At 38.5% G+C, this 17,931-nt stretch carries 12 protein-coding genes, 3 tRNA genes and 1 pseudogene; 12 read left to right on the top strand and 4 right to left on the bottom strand.

What is annotated here, in order from left to right; genetic code table 11:
* Positions 1-62 precede the first annotated feature (62 nt).
* Positions 63-1,103 carry a porin gene (locus MSG37_RS10965; protein WP_248470711.1) on the top strand — a complete coding sequence of 347 codons (1,041 nt, stop codon included), beginning with the start codon at positions 63-65 and terminating at the stop codon, positions 1,101-1,103.
* Between the two features lie 410 nt (positions 1,104-1,513).
* A complete protein-coding gene (locus tag MSG37_RS10960) occupies positions 1,514-2,287 on the top strand; it encodes an RluA family pseudouridine synthase (RefSeq protein ID WP_248470710.1) in 774 nt (257 codons plus the stop codon).
* Positions 2,288-2,432: 145 nt separating this feature from the next.
* Here the strand turns inward: MSG37_RS10960 and MSG37_RS10955 are convergent, their stop codons facing one another.
* Positions 2,433-3,449 (bottom strand): tyrosine-type recombinase/integrase, encoded by a 1,017-nt coding sequence (locus tag MSG37_RS10955; RefSeq protein ID WP_248470873.1) that lies wholly within the window; start codon positions 3,447-3,449, stop codon positions 2,433-2,435.
* A 1,923-nt stretch (positions 3,450-5,372) separates the two neighbouring features.
* On the opposite strand from MSG37_RS10955, the gene MSG37_RS10950 reads away from it, so the two are divergent.
* Complete coding sequence (locus MSG37_RS10950) at positions 5,373-5,936, top strand: hypothetical protein (RefSeq protein ID WP_248470709.1); 564 nt, start codon at positions 5,373-5,375, stop codon at positions 5,934-5,936.
* A 257-nt stretch (positions 5,937-6,193) separates the two neighbouring features.
* Here MSG37_RS10950 and MSG37_RS10945 read toward each other — a convergent pair whose 3' ends face one another.
* On the bottom strand, positions 6,194-7,243 hold the full coding sequence (locus tag MSG37_RS10945; RefSeq protein ID WP_248470708.1) for an ecdysteroid 22-kinase family protein: 1,050 nt from the start codon (positions 7,241-7,243) through the stop codon (positions 6,194-6,196).
* 703 nt (positions 7,244-7,946) lie between these two features.
* Here MSG37_RS10945 and MSG37_RS10940 point away from each other — a divergent pair.
* The 5 genes and pseudogenes from MSG37_RS10940 to MSG37_RS10920 all read left to right on the top strand — a co-directional run bounded on the left by MSG37_RS10940 (position 7,947) and on the right by MSG37_RS10920 (position 12,420).
* Positions 7,947-8,642, top strand: coding sequence for an SDR family oxidoreductase (locus MSG37_RS10940; protein ID WP_248470707.1), 696 nt, complete (start codon positions 7,947-7,949; stop codon positions 8,640-8,642).
* 314 nt (positions 8,643-8,956) lie between these two features.
* Positions 8,957-9,364: pseudogene (locus MSG37_RS10935) on the top strand (ATP-dependent zinc protease); the annotation flags it as partial.
* Between the two features lie 84 nt (positions 9,365-9,448).
* Positions 9,449-10,336: a 30S ribosomal protein S6--L-glutamate ligase gene (gene rimK, locus MSG37_RS10930; RefSeq protein WP_248470872.1), complete on the top strand. Its 888-nt coding sequence runs from the start codon at positions 9,449-9,451 to the stop codon at positions 10,334-10,336.
* Positions 10,337-10,505: 169 nt separating this feature from the next.
* Positions 10,506-10,781 carry a hypothetical protein gene (locus MSG37_RS10925; RefSeq protein WP_248470706.1) on the top strand — a complete coding sequence of 92 codons (276 nt, stop codon included), beginning with the start codon at positions 10,506-10,508 and terminating at the stop codon, positions 10,779-10,781.
* 169 nt (positions 10,782-10,950) lie between these two features.
* On the top strand, positions 10,951-12,420 hold the full coding sequence (locus tag MSG37_RS10920) for a sensor domain-containing diguanylate cyclase (protein ID WP_248470705.1): 1,470 nt from the start codon (positions 10,951-10,953) through the stop codon (positions 12,418-12,420).
* A 60-nt stretch (positions 12,421-12,480) separates the two neighbouring features.
* Here the strand turns inward: MSG37_RS10920 and gap are convergent, their stop codons facing one another.
* Both gap and MSG37_RS10910 read right to left on the bottom strand, forming a co-directional pair.
* On the bottom strand, positions 12,481-13,491 hold the full coding sequence (gene gap / locus MSG37_RS10915; RefSeq protein WP_248470704.1) for a type I glyceraldehyde-3-phosphate dehydrogenase: 1,011 nt from the start codon (positions 13,489-13,491) through the stop codon (positions 12,481-12,483).
* Between the two features lie 207 nt (positions 13,492-13,698).
* Positions 13,699-14,550: a DUF2989 domain-containing protein gene (locus MSG37_RS10910; protein ID WP_248470703.1), complete on the bottom strand. Its 852-nt coding sequence runs from the start codon at positions 14,548-14,550 to the stop codon at positions 13,699-13,701.
* Positions 14,551-14,753: 203 nt separating this feature from the next.
* Between MSG37_RS10910 and MSG37_RS10905 the strand changes: the two genes are divergently transcribed.
* From MSG37_RS10905 to MSG37_RS10890, 4 genes are all read left to right on the top strand, one after another.
* Positions 14,754-16,190, top strand: a complete 1,437-nt coding sequence (locus MSG37_RS10905; RefSeq protein ID WP_248470702.1) for a glyceraldehyde-3-phosphate dehydrogenase — start codon at positions 14,754-14,756, stop codon at positions 16,188-16,190.
* A 443-nt stretch (positions 16,191-16,633) separates the two neighbouring features.
* A tRNA-Gly gene (locus MSG37_RS10900) sits at positions 16,634-16,709 on the top strand.
* A 12-nt stretch (positions 16,710-16,721) separates the two neighbouring features.
* Positions 16,722-16,795 (top strand) — tRNA-Cys (locus MSG37_RS10895).
* Positions 16,796-16,916: 121 nt separating this feature from the next.
* Positions 16,917-17,002, top strand: a tRNA-Leu gene (locus MSG37_RS10890).
* The last annotated feature ends 929 nt before the right edge of the window (positions 17,003-17,931 follow it).

The raw sequence follows: 17,931 nt of genomic DNA, 5'->3' as shown, positions 1-17,931 counted from the left end.
TCCCAGATGTCGAAGTATTAGGGAGTCGTCTTACTTTTAAGTTTTATATATTAAGAGAATAGATGATGAAAACAGTTAAACTAACTTTGCTTGCTGCTGCAATTATGGCCTCACCAAGTGTTATGGCTGATGCTTATAAGTTTTATGGTCGTATTGATTACTCAGTTACCAATTCAGATAGTGGCAGTGCAACTCATAGTGGTAAGAGCGGCACGATTCTAGAAAATAACTGGAGTCGTCTAGGTGTTAAAGGCAACGCAGCACTTAATCAAGATTTTACCGTTTTTTACCAAATCGAAGTGGGTGTTAACGGAGCTAGCGAAGGTAAGAACAATAATCCTTTTTCTGCACGACCAACATTTTTAGGGATAAAGCATTCAACTGTAGGTCAACTTGCGGCAGGTCGAATCGATCCAGTATTTAAGATGGCTAAAGGTACATCTGATGCGATGGACATGTATTCGTTAAAGCATGACCGTTTGTTTGCTGGCGATAAGCGTTGGGGCGACTCGCTAGAATATAAAACAGTAAAATGGAATAAGCTGCAATTCGGTGCTAGCTACATTCTAGAAGATAACTACTATGGTGAAGATGATGTTCGTCGTGATAATGGTAACTATCAAGTTGCATTAACCTATGGCGATAAGTTATTCAAAACCGGAGACTTATATTTAGCTGCTGCTTATACCGATGGTGTTGAAGACATCAAAGGTACTCGTCTTGTTGCACAATACAAATATAACAACCTGATGCTTGGTACTATGTACCAAACTTCTGAAATCGTAAATCCAAATAAAGATAATTGGCAGCAACGTGATGGCGATGGCTTTATCATTAGCGCTAAATATCAAATAGATAAATTGACCTTAAAAGCGCAATACGGACAAGATGACTCGGGTACTGGTGTCATTGCCAATCGTATTTATGACAAGTTAGGTGCTGCAGCAACTGAAGTTCCAGAAGTGTCTACTTGGGCTGTTGGTGCAGAATATCGCTTATCAAAGTCAACTCGTGTGCATACCGAAATTGGTCAGTTTGATGTTAAGCAATACTCTGACTTTGATGACACTATCGCCAGCATTGGTTTTAGAATTGATTTTTAAGCATTAAAATTTCTTGTGACTTTTCATTTCTAGTTTCAAGATTTGCCCCCATGGAGCGTACACGGAAGTACGTTATCCATTGTAATTGTTATTATACAACTTGAATTTCCTCCACCTATTTATTCATACTTTAAACTAGGTATGCAGTTTGATTAGAAATATCTCGGGATTACATTTTTATTTCTAAGTTTTTATGCAATATCAATGAATAGCACCAGTCGAACAAGACAGGTCTAGTTGAGTGTGATAATCCCCGTTTTAATTAATCTGAAAGCTATAATCTCAGTCGTTGTGTGGAAATTATTAAGTGAACTTTTCATCATTATCCCATTAGTTTATCTTTGCTGTGACTCGTTGAAATTACCAATTTCAGGTATGATACGCAGTCTTATTCGCTTGAGCTTGTATTCGTGTCTATCTCTAATCAATCCTATTTTCCTTCAGTGGCAGATGACTTTATTGCGCCTTCTTGCTTTGAAGAAATAAAAATCTTGTTCCAAGATGAACATATTTTATTAATCAATAAGCCTTCTGGTCTGTTGTCACTCTCAGGTAAGCACCCAGCAAACATAGATTCTGTTCATCACCGCCTGGTAAAAATCTTTCCTAGTTGCACTTTAGTGCATAGGTTAGATCTGGGGACCTCGGGGATCATGGTGATTGCCTTAAATAAACAGATCAATGCGTTATTGAGTAAACAGTTCAGCCAGCGAAGCGTTGATAAAAGTTATACCGCACTCTTGCTAGGTAAACTTATAAAACAACAAGGAGTTATCGAGGCCCCAATTGCTAAAGATAAGCCTAATTTTCCGAAGATGAAGATCTGTCCTTTGGAGGGAAAACCTGCCAAATCCATTTATCGGCTAATTGGTGAAGAGGTTTATGCTAACCAAAATTCTGAAAATAAATTGAATAATCTACCAGAAAATCATTATGAAAAAAGGCTAGGGGATAACAAGTTAGCAACTATAAGCCGGGTTGAGTTGATCCCTGAAACTGGCCGTACTCACCAACTTAGGATCCACGCTCACAGTATTGGTCATCCAATTATTGGTTGTGACTTATATGGTGACGCTTATTCTTATCAACTTGCACCTCGACTAATGCTACATGCTACGCGATTAGAGTTTGACCATCCCATTACTGGCGAACGTTTTTTTGGAAATAGTCCTTGTCCCTTTTAAGCTATGGCAAGACTTATTTGCATCACTAATGTAAGCATTAATCTAGCTGGTAAGACAAACATGCACGCGAATAAAGTTATGTTTTTTTCGTTTTTTGTAATCATCGGCTGAGGCCGCGCATAACTAAATCATTAATATTAATGATTTAGTCTTTTGGTTTTAAGTAGTGACGTAAGGAACGTGGATCAGTATGGCCAGTTCTTGCCATGATATATAAGTGGTCTTTATCATTTTCATGTAGCTGGGTAACACAGCCACTTCGTAAACTATGGGCTCCAAAAAATCGGGAGTTTAACCCAGCTTTGTCACAATACTTTTTAATCAATTGATAAATATCGTCGCCTTTCAAAAATCCCTTACCGTTTCTAGCTTGAGTAATTTGATAATCGCGAATGGAATTACCATCGCGACTAAGGGATCTAAAAAGATGTCCTTGCTTTAATTTGGTCGCATCTAACCAAAGTTGTACCGCATCATAGGCTGAAAAAAGTTCATGCTTGGGAAGATCTTTCCATTCGCGCTGACCTTGTTGATTACTTTTTGAGTAGGGAACCCGAACTTTTAACTTATCCCTTAGAAAACTAATATGTTCAATTTTTACTTCTGCTAACTCTGAACGTCTAAAGCCACCTTGCAAACCTAACTGTAAAATTGCTTTATCTCTTAATCGGGTTAGCTCTTGTGGTTGCTGATCGATTATCGCGAGCAACATTTCTAATTCATCATAAGTGATCGGCTGCTGATCATAATCAGATGTATGTCGATATTGATTACGCATTAGACCACGCATCACCCTGACCACTAACGGGTGTTCAGTCGGTGAATGATGCGCCGCTTGAATATGGAAAAATCTTATCGCTGCTAATCGCGAGTTGATTGTTTGCTTTGAAAGCTGGTGGCCGTTTTTCTCTTGATAAATCTCTTTTTGATGACCGATGAAAGAAATAACACTTCGAGGATCAGCGGGTAGGGCACTCAGGTTATGTTGGTCACAATAGTTCTTAAAAATAGCAAAACTAGATTGGTAGGCTCGACGCGTATTTGCCGAGATCTCATATTGAGTTTCACTGGCAGCACTTTTGTAATCATCAAGAATAGATACGGGTAACTGATTTTCTTGGAAAAACTTTTCATTAGCGTCATGTGTTGATTCTTGCTTCATGACTAATGCACTATTAAATTGAGTCAGTTCGTTCATATTGCCTTTTCTATTTACAATTTTGCTCTACTAGCTTTTCACCAATGTGTGAAACAAAGTTAAATGGCCTATTTCAGTCGTTTAGGACAATCAAGCTACCTGCATATACATTGAAAATAGCACTGAATACTTTCGTTAGATCTTGCCACTTAAACTAAGACTTGGCGTTTTTAACACTGAACAAGAACGCGATAAATCTACAGATAATTGGTTTTTTACGATCTGAGCTTATTCGAATAGCCACTCTTATATAGGATGGTTATTTTTTGACGGGCAAAATCCCCAAATTTTTAGTAAAACTCGGCGGTAAGTTGCTTATCGCTAGCCGATATTTTACTTAAAATGGCCTATTCCTACCAGTGATAACCGTCATTATCACTGGTAGAGGCCGCTATTTAATAAATACGACTCTTTTCGAGTGATATTCATACAAAATATGAGTTGCTAGACGCGCTGCCGATTAAAAATTTGGCTTGTCGGATTTATTGAACCAAATCAGTCTTCATTTAAATCTTTAAAGTGAGATGGTTTTATCGACAAATTTGGGAATTGTTTAGTTGGTTATTCCTCCTAATTGGGAATAAGATTGAGTCTCAAACAACAATCAAAGTAAAATGGTTATACCATACTAATCTGTACTTTAGAGTCGATGAAAAGAATTTGCTTATTTTTTCATCGGAATTTTGACGTTTAAATTATTTTTAAATGCGTTACTATGAGGATATTCAGGGTAATACTCGCATTAACTGCAAATAATTTAATTATGGTTATACCATTTTAAAGTGGGTGGTTGGACGTTTTTCATGCAAACTTTAGCGAAGGAAGCATATCTCTACTATAAGAGCAGCTGTCAAATAAAACCCTAGCGCGATTGAGTTTTATGAGTGTTAATTTAACTTTGATGATCATCGTTTGCATTGGATAATCCAAGCGCATTTTTAGTCTATTTAAAACTATCGTATTAAGACTGTTATAGCACTAGACATAGTTGTTAAGTAAGAACTTACACCCAAAATATTATGGCCCGCGTACATATCAATTTAACAAAAAAGTTATTTCAAAATGTTTAGAGTAATAATGTTGAACAGCGTTTTACGTTAACTCAATGGATAAAGTTACTGTATAGATCACAAGCTAATTGGTAATCGCAATTCCTGCAATAATAATTTGCTAGCCTTAGTGCGAGTCATTACTGTTGTTACAAACATTATTGTATAAATGTGCTTGATATTCGTACTTAAAGTATCACAGTTTATTTTCCTAGTTGGTGTCATTGGTACTTATAAAATTAAACTATTTAACTATGGTTTAACCATGGTAAAGGTCGGTCCGCAATAACCTGACTGAGTGTGATGTTCTATCTAGATCTTTAAAGACTAATAATTAAATCTAAGAAGGTCAAAACTCTAAAAAAGGGCAGGGTAAATCCAGAGCTAAATCAATTGTGAAAGCTAGGATTAAAATGGGCATACAGAAAAGAACTGAGAGCTGAGAACCGGTTTAGACATTAGCAGTTTATCAAACTTAGCGTATTAGTAAGCACCCAAACATCCACAGCGAAGGATGACGTCATCAAAAATTACTTTTATATAAGAACTCGCTATCTTAAAAAGCTTTAACTTGTTCCAAAGTAATCAGGAAATTTGACTCTGATAGTTATAAACCACAATATGAAATTAGCGTGTGAATTGGTTAGCGGTATCAGTATTTGATCGTGTAGCTAGATAAATGGTTAAACCATTTTATATAAGTGAAAATTCGAAAAATCCCTTTTCAATTAAAACTGTTAACTTTTAAACGCTTAGCTAGACTATTCAATTTAATTTTGAAATAATACCGAATATATATGGTGTAACCATTTAAACAAAATAAGAGTAGAACACGCTAATGGACCAGGTAGATACTTCAGATGTAGAACTTGCACAATTAAATAATGAAAACGCTACTTGCAAGGAGTTCGATAATAACTGGTGTTACCATTTATCAGCGCCAAAGGCTGGGCGAAAGCTGAAACTGCTCGAAACTGAAGAATTGGTTTTGGCGTTACCATTAATTTATCGATTGATCCCATTGACTGAAATTTCAGTTAGACGTGATTGGTTTGTGGATTTGCCAAGTGAAGAGCAGCGTAGTCAGCTTTACATTAGCCTAAGTGAAAGCCTTTCAGTTTTAAATAAAAAAAGAAAACACAGCTCACCAGTTGCAACAGAACTTAACGATACCAACAAACTATTGAATTTATATTTTAGCGACTATGGTTGGCGAATGGTGAGGAAGGAGCTTTCTCAAATAAAAAAGAGAAAGAAAAAATCCCACATTGAGATCAGTAATGATTTAGTAATCCGTTTAAAGGAGTATATGGCCATTAACCAAATCGATACTTTTGACCAAGCTATCGATAGCTTGTTAAGTGATCAAGCCGGTTATGCTGCTGATATGTACGACTCATAACGTTACTATGTAAACAATAAAGGTTTACGTGTTATCTAACAGATAGTAATGATTTTATTTTAAACTTTTTTGGCTTAATGCGCCTTATAAAGCTAAATAAGGGTTAAGTTAAGCATTTGATTACCTAAGTTAGCGAACTTGTTAAAGCTATGCTGGGAAATCAATTGTTTATACTAGCGAATCAAATAATACAACTCTTTTAATCGTATAGATTGTATGACTTTCTTTAGGCTGAATTGAATGAAAGCCACTCAGGTTTAAAGATGGTTATCTGCTATTTGGGCTAATGCCCTGTTGGTAATGGTTTGGCTAAAACAATTTCTTTTGGGGTGCGATGGCGCCCAGCCAACCAAGAACCTTTCGAAGTCTGCCCATGCTATATCAACAAGCCCACGCCATTCATCTACAACATTATTTGTGTTGAGATCCGGATGATATAACTGAATCGCCAGGGTGAGAAAATTAAAATATTCATTCATTAACGTGTCAAAATTATTCACTAATTGATTTTCAGTTAAACAGCTACCAAGTAGATAAATAACATCTTTAACGCCAATGCCACTGCCAACATACTGGAAGTCGACCGCAGCTACACGGGTGTAATCGCGACTAAAACAGAAGTTAGCAACCTTAGCGTCACCATGAATAATTGTTTTATACTTACATCTATTCAGTAACTTATCGATTTTAATCGCTAAAAGTTTTAAATCTGAATCAGGCATCGCATCGAATTCTTGTTTTCTGGTATCGAGATGCCAATAGCTACCAATAGGCCACAAATCATGCTGTTCCTTGGTATCGTCACATTCGATAAACTTTGCATGAAAATGCGCAAGCCAACTTAAAACAACCTTGGTCTGTTTGACGGATAATGTATCAGCTCTGTTAGAAAATCCATCAGCATCTAGATCACTCATTATTATCAATTTGGTATTTTTAGAGGGAGGTCTCTCCTGTGTGGCCACACTAAAACCATATTCTCCAAGAAGCTTTGGTACGGGGCAGTGAGTATCACACTGCTGAGCCCAATTTCGATAAAAGTTCGCCTCTACTTCATAGGAGCGTAGTTTGCGTTTATGAGAAATTTCATTAGCCCAACCGCGTGGATGATTAATGTTCGCTGGAGGAGCAATCGTTTTAACGATGAATGATTGAGTGGAAGAGGGCGATGAGCTTGGTTTTGGCTCCCAGATATAACGAGATATTTCTCCGTATCCAGACCAAAGCGTTTGGATTTTCTCGGACCTACGACAAATACCTGACCCAATTATATCTGTGATTGTGGCGTCCATGTCGAATTTTTTCATCGCGATAACAATGCCTTACAAAATTATTTTTATTACCTACCGATAGCTGCTTACTATATAGGATATAAAAAGCAAATCAACCAAATACAGTTTACGGAGTTTTCCACACTATGGTTTTCCCTGCACCGTTTTCAACACCATTTAAGCACTGTTTTGTTTTATCATATGATCCAGTTCATTTGGGCTATCGTTAAATATGCGCTTTATCTTAATTAATGTTTTCATTTGAAGCCAACATCAAAATTCAGCAAGTGAAATGGCGCAAGTCTCAATCAGTTTTAGCGCTCAGTCCTTTCTTAAAAAGTTTTATAAATGAATACAATCTATTCATTAAAACTACTAAGTGGTTTATGTTTCGGTTATAGGTATTGAACGCAAGGATGTTACCAAGTTTTTTATGCTTGCAATATCAGAAACTTATTAGGTTGCAACTAATGTTTTATCACTCTGTTTGAGCTCTTAACCAACATAGTCGAAACAGGGTCTCAATCTATTAATTGAATGAGGGTATGTGCTAGAACTTGGCGTCATATTCCTACGTTTCCCAACACACTTCATAAGATATTGGCAAAGTTAAAAATCTTGTAACAGTAAACCTAGGTAACATTAATTTAAATAAGATAAAGTCTAGCGCTATATCTTGTTAGTAGAATCGAAACGGACTTGATATCAATTGATGTTCGAGTAAAAAAGGAGTTTAGTTTTGACAAACCACCTTTTAATTACCGGGGCCAATAGAGGCATTGGTCTTGCTTTTGTAAAAGCCTATTTAGCGGCCAGATGGCAAGTAACAGCCTGCTGCCGAACGCCAAATGAAGCCAATGAGCTAGTATCACTTAAAACTATTTATCAAAAGCTTAGCATTGTTAAGTTGGATTTAAATAAGCTTGATGAAATTAGTCTCGATTCACTAAACCTGCCCGAAGAATCATTTGATCTTGTTATTCATAACGCAGGTTACTATGGCCCTAAAGGTGTTAGTTTTGGTGAGGTAAATCTTGTGGAGTGGCGCAAAGTATTAGAGATAAATACACTCGGGCCTTTGTTTATCACTAACTTACTTTATCCACAACTCAATCTTGCACAAGGTTGCACGTTAGCATTCATCTCATCTAAAGTCGGGAGCATGGCGGATAATGGCAGCGGTGGTGGATATTACTACCGTTCCTCTAAAGCTGCGTTAAACTCCGTGGTGAAAAGTTTATCAATTGATTTAGCCGCTGATGGCGTAAAATCGGTTGCTTTGCATCCTGGGTGGGTATTAACAGACATGGGCGGACCTCATGCCCTTGTTGATACAGAAACATCGGTACAAGGAATGATGCAAGTCATAGATAGGCTATCTTTTGAACAAAGCGGCAACTTTATCGACTATCAAGGTAAGACGATCCCTTGGTAACTGTACTAGTATTATTAGACCTGATTTTTGTTAAACAACACTTAGCACTACCAAATAGACTTTTACCTTGAATGTTTGGCTTATTTTTGCGCAAACTTTTGTAGTTTCAATATTTTTGGTAGGCTAAATCTCAAGCTGTTTTCATTGTGCTGTCAGACGTTTATACGTCTAAAAAATGGCGACAGAGGTCTCAGTTTTCAGGATTTTAGGCAAAATCCTATCCGTTTGTAGAAAATAACTAAAATTTAGTTTGCATCTGCTGAAAAAAGGAGTACTTTCGCGCTCCTTAATTTAACTTAACTGGAAGAATTGTAATGAGCGACAATAAGTTTATTATCGGAAGTGAAGAGTGGTGTGCATTCCCTGCTCTTGGTGTTCCTGCAATTAAAGCTAGAGTAGACTCTGGCGCCAGAACATCATCAATCCATGCCGTCAATATCCGTCCTTTTAAAAGAGAAGGGGAGCCATGGGTTTCATTTGAACTTCACCCGATACAAAACAGTCGCAAGATCATTCTAAAATGTGAAAGCAAGGTTGTTGACCGCCGTAGTGTTAAGAGCTCAAACGGTGAGTCTGAAAAGCGTTATGTGATTGCCTCTGTTATTCAATTAGGTGGTCATGCTTGGGAAGTTGAACTTACGCTGACTAATCGCGATAGCATGGGATACCGTATGCTTCTTGGTCGTGAAGCGATGAGCAACAAGACCTTAGTCGATCCATCAGAGTCTTTCTGTTTAGGTGAGCAAAACGATAATGAAGTTGAAGCTCTATATGGCGTTAAAAAAGCGAAGAAGAGCGGTCTTAAGATCGGTCTACTAGCAAGTAACCCAGACTTATACAGTAACCAACGTATCATCGAAGCCGGTGAACAGCGTGGCCATGAAATGGTATTTTTAAATATCAGCCAGTGTTACTTAAAGTTAGATGCGTCTTCTCCGGAAGTTCATTACCGTGGCGGTACCGTGTTGAACGACGTTGATGCGGTAATCCCACGTATTCGACCAAGTATGACTTTCTACGGCTGTGCGTTAACACGTCACTTTGAAAGCCTAAACATTGAAGCGTTAAACACTTCTGATGCAATCACTCGCTCAAGAGATAAATTGTTCTCTTTACAGTTATTGCAAAAGAACAACCTTGATATTCCAACAAGTGGTTTTGCTAACTCACCTGTTGATACTAAAGATCTAATTGATATGGTTGGCGGCGCGCCACTTATCGTTAAGTTACTTGAAGGTACTCAAGGTAAAGGTGTTGTTCTTGCAGAGACAACTAAAGCTGCTGAAAGTGTTATTAACGCATTTAAATCATTACGCGTTAACCTACTTGTGCAAGAGTTCATTAAAGAAGCCCAAGGTAAAGACTTACGCTGTTTTGTGATTGACGGTAAGGTTGTTGCCTCAATCGAGCGTACAGCGGCTCCTGGTGAGTTTAGAGCAAACATTCACATGGGCGGTAGCGCATCTATTGTGTCTGTAAGTGCTGCTGAAAGACAGTTGGCGATAAAAGCTGCAAAAACTATGGGTTTACGTGTTGCTGGTGTCGACATTATTCGTTCAAGCCGTGGTCCATTGTTACTCGAGATCAACTCTTCTCCTGGATTAGAAGGTATCGAGTCAGCTACTGGTATCGACATTGCGGGCGCGATGATCGAATCAATTGAAAAGAAATTAGGCTGGACAGCTGAAGCTTAAACCTAATAGGTAACTTCTATAAATAAAAAGCGCTTGGTCTTATTCATAACCAAGCGCTTTTTTTATGCCGAAAATATCGGTCGAGCATAATTACGAGTGATCATTTTTACTCAAAAGCGCTGATGTGCTATTTTTAAGGCTTAGTTTTTTTGGTGCCTTGGAGGGAAGAGTGAAAAGCAACGTCGATAAAATGTTAGTTAAACACGACCAACTGATCCATTCTGAAGGAGTCAAAGTCTGCTCACATACCCAAAGAATGAAAGATGATTGGGTGCTTCATACCATTATGATAGATAACTGCGATACGCCATTTACCTTTAAACGAACCAAAAAATATAAAAGCTTGTCAGGGGCTAGCGTCAATATGACATATTACGCAGATAAACAGGGTATTGCTGGATTTGAAATGGATATCTTTAAAGTTGTGAGGATCAAGCGCAGTTAATGATACTCAGAATTGACCGTAAAAACTTCTATACTTTGTACTGTCAACTTTTTAATTTAAATTAATACCTTTGGTTGAACCGAACTGCAAATCGTGGCTTTCGATGGCTCAGTTTTGTGAATAATGGTATTTTTAGCCATTCAACGAATTCACAAAGGATCTGTATTTCGTGGCTTCAATTAGCGAAGATCAACATAGTTTTAATGTTAGCTTTACGGGTCCTAATCAATGCATCCGCTTAATGATTAATTTAAGCTTTTTGTGCAGTTTCATCTTAATCTCTATCAGTACATTTGCCCAGGCAGATGAATCTAATTCAAATCTTTCCAATACCTCGCTGTCTTTGGTTGTGGCTAACTCTAAGGCGTGGAAGCCTTTTTCATATATCGATGATAACGGACAGCCTAGTGGGTTGCTTATCGATTTGTGGAATGAATTCGGTAACGCAAACCATATTCAAATTACCTTTTTACTCACAGATTGGGAAGAATCTATTGATCTAGTGAGACAGGGCAAAGCCGATGTTCACGCCGGTTTATTATGGTCTAGCCAGCGGTCTGCGTTTTTTGATTTTGGTAATAATTTAGCCAAACTAGATGGCCAGCTTTTTGTAAATAAGTCGCTTCTAAACCTTGATGTAAGCACTATCATAGAAACAGAAACTCTAGGCGTAATAAAAGGCAGTTATGAAGATACTTTTATCCAAGCTGCGTACCCAGATGCCAAGCTCGAACGCTTTGACAACAATGAACAAATGGTTAGTGCCGCACTCAAAAATAAAATCAATGTGTTTATTGCTGACTTTCAAGTTGCTAATTTTTACCTTTACACAGCAAAACAACAAAATGCATTTTCGCCCATTCAACATCTATACACAGCATCGGTAAAGCCCGCGGTTGCAAAAGGTAACTCGCATCTATTGGACTTTATAAAGTCTGGTTTTAACAAAGTTGATAGTGCAACTTTTGATAGAGTCCAACGTAAATGGCTACATGTAGAGACTGTTTATCCAAATTACCTATTACCTTTGATGGTGCTGACAGCGCTAAGCATGGTGTCTTTCTACGTTTTTCAGCTAAAACGCACAGTTTCACATAGAACCCGCGAACTAAATAAAGCCAATGAAGAGCTAAAACTGCTTGCTGGCAGTGATCCGTTAACCGGAATTGCTAATCGTCGTTTCTATATGAATGAATTGGAACAACAAATGCCCTCTAAAAAAGGCAGTCTTACCTTGCTGATATTTGACGTCGATAAATTTAAAGCTGTAAATGATGAGTATGGACACCATATAGGCGATCAAGTATTACAAGCCGTGGTTTATCGAGTAAACAGCGTATTAAATAGTCGCGCGACGTTTGGCCGTATTGGTGGCGAGGAGTTTAGTATATTTGATGTTGGCCTTAGCCTTAGTCAAGCTAAATGTTTAGCGACGCAAATTCAAAACCATATTTCAGCAACGAAATTTCAAACTGATATTGGCGAAATAGCGATTAGCGTCAGTCTTGGTGGGGTACATAGTGAAGCTTTATGTGTAGGTAGCTCTACATTAATGCAGCAAGCAGATCTGCTGATGTATAAAGCAAAACAGCAGGGACGTAACCGTTGTGAGTTTGAAATAGTTAAAACTGCACAATAATCATTAAAGCACATCCACAAAAAAGCCCAGTATAAACTGGGCTTCTACAAATGGTGCTAATTACTTAGCGTTCATTAATGCAACCGCGTTATCAAGCATACGGTTACTGAAGCCCCATTCGTTGTCATACCAAGCCATCACTTTAACTAGACGACCATTTACACGAGTTTGTGTCGCGTCGAAGTTAGAAGAGAAGGCATTGTGGTTAAAATCGATAGATACTAGAGGCTCGTGGTTTACAGCTAACACTTCGCTTAGTGGCGCAACAGATGCTGCTTTTTCGATAATAGCGTTAATTTCTTCAACGCTAGTGTCACGTGCCGCAACAAACGATAAATCCACGAGAGAAACGTTTACTGTTGGAACGCGAACTGCTAAACCGTCAAATTTACCCGCTAACTCAGGAACAACTAAACCAACAGCAGCAGCTGCACCAGTTTGAGTTGGGATCATTGACATTGCAGCTGCGCGAGCGCGGCGTAGGTCAGTGTGGTATACGTCAGATAAACGCTGATCGTTAGTGTATGCGTGGATCGTGGTCATAAGACCAGATTCGATACCGATTTCATCGTTTAGTGGCTTAGCGAAAGGCGCTAGACAGTTAGTAGTACAAGACGCGTTAGAGATAACAGTCATGTCACTAGTGATTAGATCGTTGTTTACACCGTATACAATGGTTGCATCAACATTTTTACCAGGAGCAGAAATAATAACTTTCTTAGCACCTGCGTCTAAATGCGATTGCACAGATTCTTTAGAAGTGAAAATACCAGTACATTCAAATACGATATCAACTTCTAGCTCTTTCCAAGGTAATTTAGAAGGATCACGCTCTTGGAAGGTTAGGATTTTATCTTCATTAACAAAAATTGCGTCATCAGCGTGTTCAACTTTAGCGTTGAAGCGGCCATGTACAGAGTCATATTTGGTTAAGTGTGCATTGATTGATGCGTCACCTAAATCGTTAAGTGCAACAATCTTGATAGGATAGTTCTTTTCGCTTTCATATAGAGCACGTAGAACATTGCGGCCGATACGGCCATAGCCGTTAATTGCAACTCGGATAGTCATCTCATATCCCTCTGGTAAATGTTTAAATAGAATCTGGTAGTAAAATTACCAAATTGACAGCCTTCGTCAAGTTTTATCGGTGATAAAAGCCTATTTACTGCAATAAATTAAGTAATTTTTTTACACATATCGCGAATTTACGCAAATATTCGCAATTTTCATAAAACAACTACTGCTTACCAAATATTTGGGTAAAACAGTTTTAATTTATCCTGCGTGGTTTGTTTCTTTATCCAGCAACATTTTTAGCTTACTTTGCTGATAATTTCCAGAAACCAATAACTGAGCAAGCTCATTCGCGTCTTTATCAAGATTTAACTGTAATGCTTTATTACCCTTTAGTAACGCTAACATATGCGACTGTGTGTATTTCGCATCGGTTATCACTATATTGGTCATGGATAGCCAGTATTCAACTTCTGGGTTGTTTTCGTTACGGTAGAGTGTGGCAAGTGCCAGTAGCCAATCAGGCTGGAAGTTTTCTTTATTACTGCCATTAAGCACTTGCGCATAAAGAGACTTGGCCTTTTCTGGATTAGTTCTAAGGTAATAAGCTGCAAGTTGCGCTAATAGTTCAACATCGTTAATCAGACCCGCTTTTTCTGCTGCAAACAATACATCGCCGGCGTTGACATCATTAAAGCGTGACCAATGATAATAGGCGAGGTGAGGATCTTGACTATTTTTCGTGGTTTGCTGAAGTTCAAATAATGACTGTGAACTAAGGCCAAAAGCTCTTGCTCTGTCATTAGTACGCTCTGGATGTAAGATGTGCTGAACACCCGCGGCGAGTTCGACACACTTATTGTAATCTTCCAAATACACCAGCTGGTCAAATATTAACTTGCCGGAAGGTGTTGGAGTCGTTTTTAGCTTATAGCGATTGCGTATTAAGTCGCCTTTTTCAAATCTACACCAACTATCTTTATGCAAATCGGCACAAAGTTCAGGATTTTTGTTACAAATAACCTGAGTATTTGAAGGGCCTTCGCAGCCTAAAAGGCCAAAAAAACCGACAAATCCTAAAAATGATGTAAACATTACAAAATTTTTATTCAAACATGACTCCTGACGCGATTTTCTCTAATAAAATTACATCGTTACAGAAAATTTCTGACTAGCCTGACAGCAAACTTTTCATTACAATGGCGCCGACCAAACGGGGAAAGACACCCTACATAACGTTAGATTATTGGTCTTTTCTTTTTGTTACTCAAACATTTCTGTATTTAAATCAGAAAAGTGAGATAAAGGATCTGTTAATGAGCGCTGATAAACACCTACAAAGTTGGCAAGAACGTTTCGAAATGGCTGAAGCAATGCAGCCGTTACTTGGTAAATTATACCGTAACCAAGGTGTAGAAGTCGTCGTCTATGGCAAGCCTCTGCTAAATGCTTCTACTATCGAAATCATTAAATCGCACCGTTTAGTGCGTCGCCATGTTGGTGAAAAACTGAGATTACGTGAAAGCTTCCCATTTGTAGAGGCTTTGAGTAAGTTAGCGGTAAAACAGTGTAAAGTCGATATCGGCAAATTAGCTGTTAATTACTGGCGCGAATACCAAGATGCAAGCCAAATCGAAGCTTATATGAGCCGTGAGCTTGCTGATGCAATCAGCCATGAAGATACCGAAGAAGCAAGAGATGTAGTGTTATACGGTTTTGGCCGTATTGGACGTCTTTTAGCTCGCCTTCTTATTGAAAGAACAGGCGTAAGCAACAAATTAAGACTGCGCGCGATTGTATTACGCGGTGGCCGCAAAGGTGATTTAGAAAAACGTGCAAGTTTATTGCGTCGTGACTCTGTCCATGGTCCATTCAACGGCTCTGTTGAAGTTGATGAAGAAAACAATGCAATTATCGCAAACGGTACTTATATCCAGGTGATCTACGCCAATTCTCCTGATGAAGTCGATTACACTAAGTTTGGCATTTCAAATGCGCTTGTTGTAGATAACACGGGTATTTGGAAAGACGAAGATGGTTTAGGTCTACACCTTAAATCACCAGGTGCAAGCAAAGTACTACTTACTGCACCAGCTAAAGGCGCGATTAAGAACGTTGTTTACGGTGTAAACGAGTCTGACATTTTAGACGAAGATAAAATTGTCTCTGCAGCAAGCTGCACTACAAACGCTATCACGCCAATTCTAAAGGCAGTTAATGATAAGTACGGTATCGTCAACGGTCACGTAGAAACAATTCACTCATATACCAATGACCAGAACCTAATTGATAACTACCATAGTGCTGACCGTCGTGGTCGCAGTGCACCATTGAACATGGTTATTACTGAGACTGGCGCAGCAAAAGCTGTATCAAAAGCATTACCAGTACTTGAAGGTAAGCTAACAGGTAACGCAATCCGTGTGCCTACACCAAATGTGTCTATGGCTATTATCAGCCTAAACCTAAATGGTGAAACCAATAAACACGAGATGAACGAATACCTAAAAGATATGGCGCTTCAGTCAGATCTGCAAAACCAGATTGATTACACTGACTCTACTGAAATTGTATCTAGCGACTTAGTTGGTTCTCGTTACGCGGGTGTACTTGATTCACAAGCAACTATTGCTGAAGGTAACCGTACTATTCTTTATGTTTGGTATGACAACGAGTTCGGATATAGCTGTCAGGTTGTTGGTGTTATGCAGAAAATGCTTAACCTAAACTACCAATCATTACCTATTGGCTAATTGCTTAGGTAATTGCAGTAGGTAAACAATTACGCTAAACGCCTCTTAAATCAAGAGGCGTTTTTTTATGTTGATAAATAGGTAAGGGCAGCCACAAAACAGCCTTCAATCGCGAACAAAGCTAAAGTATCAATATATAAAAATAAGGCTGTGACGTTGAGGACGTTGAGATAGCTTAACTTGTGGCATTTTGGGTTACAGTTATTCATGCTGTAATCGGGGGTTTAAAACGTTCTATAAGGAAAGCTAGCCTAAATGAGCACCAGATTAGAACAAGATATAAGCAAAGTAAGCCAATATTATTGTTTTTGATGAATTTAACATCAAACAGTCATAAAAATGTTTTTCTGCGATTGACTATGATGGGTAAATCGGTAGAATGCCATTCCGTAGTCAAGGGGAAGCGAATTACGCATCAACTTGAATACCGATTAGATTGAAATGCGACATTAGCTCAGTTGGTAGAGCGATACCTTGCCAAGGTATAGGTCATCGGTTCGAACCCGATATGTCGCTCCAATTTAATAAGATGGCGCGATGGCAGAATGGCTATGCTGCGGATTGCAAATCCGTCGATCTCGGTTCGACTCCGGGTCGCGCCTCCATAACTCTTTAAGAGTTATGATGAAAAGAACAAGAATTTGGTGAGTTTACTCTTTAGTTTAAATAACAAGTGAGTAAGCAGTATTGATACCGACAATGCGTATCATCAAAATCAAAGAGTTTGCCCGTGTGGTGGAATCGGTAGACACAAGGGATTTAAAATCCCTCGCTGAATAAGCGTGCCAGTTCAAGTCTGGCCACGGGTACCATCTTCAACTAGTAGATGTAATCAAACCAGCCATCGTGCTGGTTTTTTTACGTCTGAAATTTGAGTTGCGGTAAGCTACAAGGGATTATTTTTAATAAGATCTGCCTCGCTGAAATAAGTGTGTTAGTACAAGTCGGGCCACGGGTACCATCATTAAAGCCTCCGCATAAGCGGGGGCTTTTTTGTATTTACGCCTATGACAAAAGTACGCAGGATTACTTTTAATAAGATCGACCTCGTTAAATAAGGCATCCAAGTTCAAATAAGTTCAAATCTGCCACAGGTAACATCTTCATCTAGAAGATACAATCAAACCAGCCATCGAGCTGGTTTTTTTACGTTTTAAATTTGAGTTAACGTAAATCCCTCGCACTCGTTATTGAAATAGTGCGTGCCAGTTGAAATCAGGCCACGGGTACCATCACGAAAGCCTCCGCATATGCGGGGCGTTTTTGTATTCAAGTTTGTATCATATAGGCTCGATAGATACCTTGCCGAACTCAGGTTATCTATTGAGCCATGCTTAACCGTCTATTGCTAGAGGCTAGTGTTAAAAGCTAGTGTAAAAGAAAATTAGATTTGCAGGGCGCGGTGAAAAAGGTTACCTAAAAATAGTCCCGCTTATAAAAATCTAACGCTGTTGTAATTTGATTCTCAGATTGATATTTAGCATATTAAAAATTGTTCAAACTAATTTCATAAGGCTCAATAGAATTTTTCGCCAGAGTAAGTAGCGGAAAGCTCGGTTAGTCCGGATTATCGTTAATACTGGAAAAATTTTCGCTAAGGCCTTTTTCTCCCATTCAGTGTAACTAGTGCGTTATTCGAGCGGCAATTGGCTATATATCGCCTTGTTAGATCGCGTTTTAACCAGTTGAATAAAATCATTTAATTTATTATTGACTGAGATTTTAATTCAGGTAAAGTGTG

The sequence above is a fragment of the Shewanella sp. 1CM18E genome (genome assembly GCF_023161665.1).
GTDB lineage: Bacteria > Pseudomonadota > Gammaproteobacteria > Enterobacterales > Shewanellaceae > Shewanella.
Note: the sequence above shows the minus strand (reverse complement) of the source record. Positions and strands in the feature narration are given on the sequence as shown.

Coding starts and splice junctions, on each gene's coding strand:
- MSG37_RS10965 (WP_248470711.1), top strand. CDS start 63: ATGATGAAAACAGTTAAACTAACTTTGCTTGCTGCTGCAATTATGGCC.
- MSG37_RS10955 (WP_248470873.1), bottom strand. CDS start 3,449: ATGAAGCAAGAATCAACACATGACGCTAATGAAAAGTTTTTCCAAGAA.
- MSG37_RS10950 (WP_248470709.1), top strand. CDS start 5,373: ATGGACCAGGTAGATACTTCAGATGTAGAACTTGCACAATTAAATAAT.
- MSG37_RS10945 (WP_248470708.1), bottom strand. CDS start 7,243: ATGAAAAAATTCGACATGGACGCCACAATCACAGATATAATTGGGTCA.
- gap (WP_248470704.1), bottom strand. CDS start 13,491: ATGACTATCCGAGTTGCAATTAACGGCTATGGCCGTATCGGCCGCAAT.
- MSG37_RS10905 (WP_248470702.1), top strand. CDS start 14,754: ATGAGCGCTGATAAACACCTACAAAGTTGGCAAGAACGTTTCGAAATG.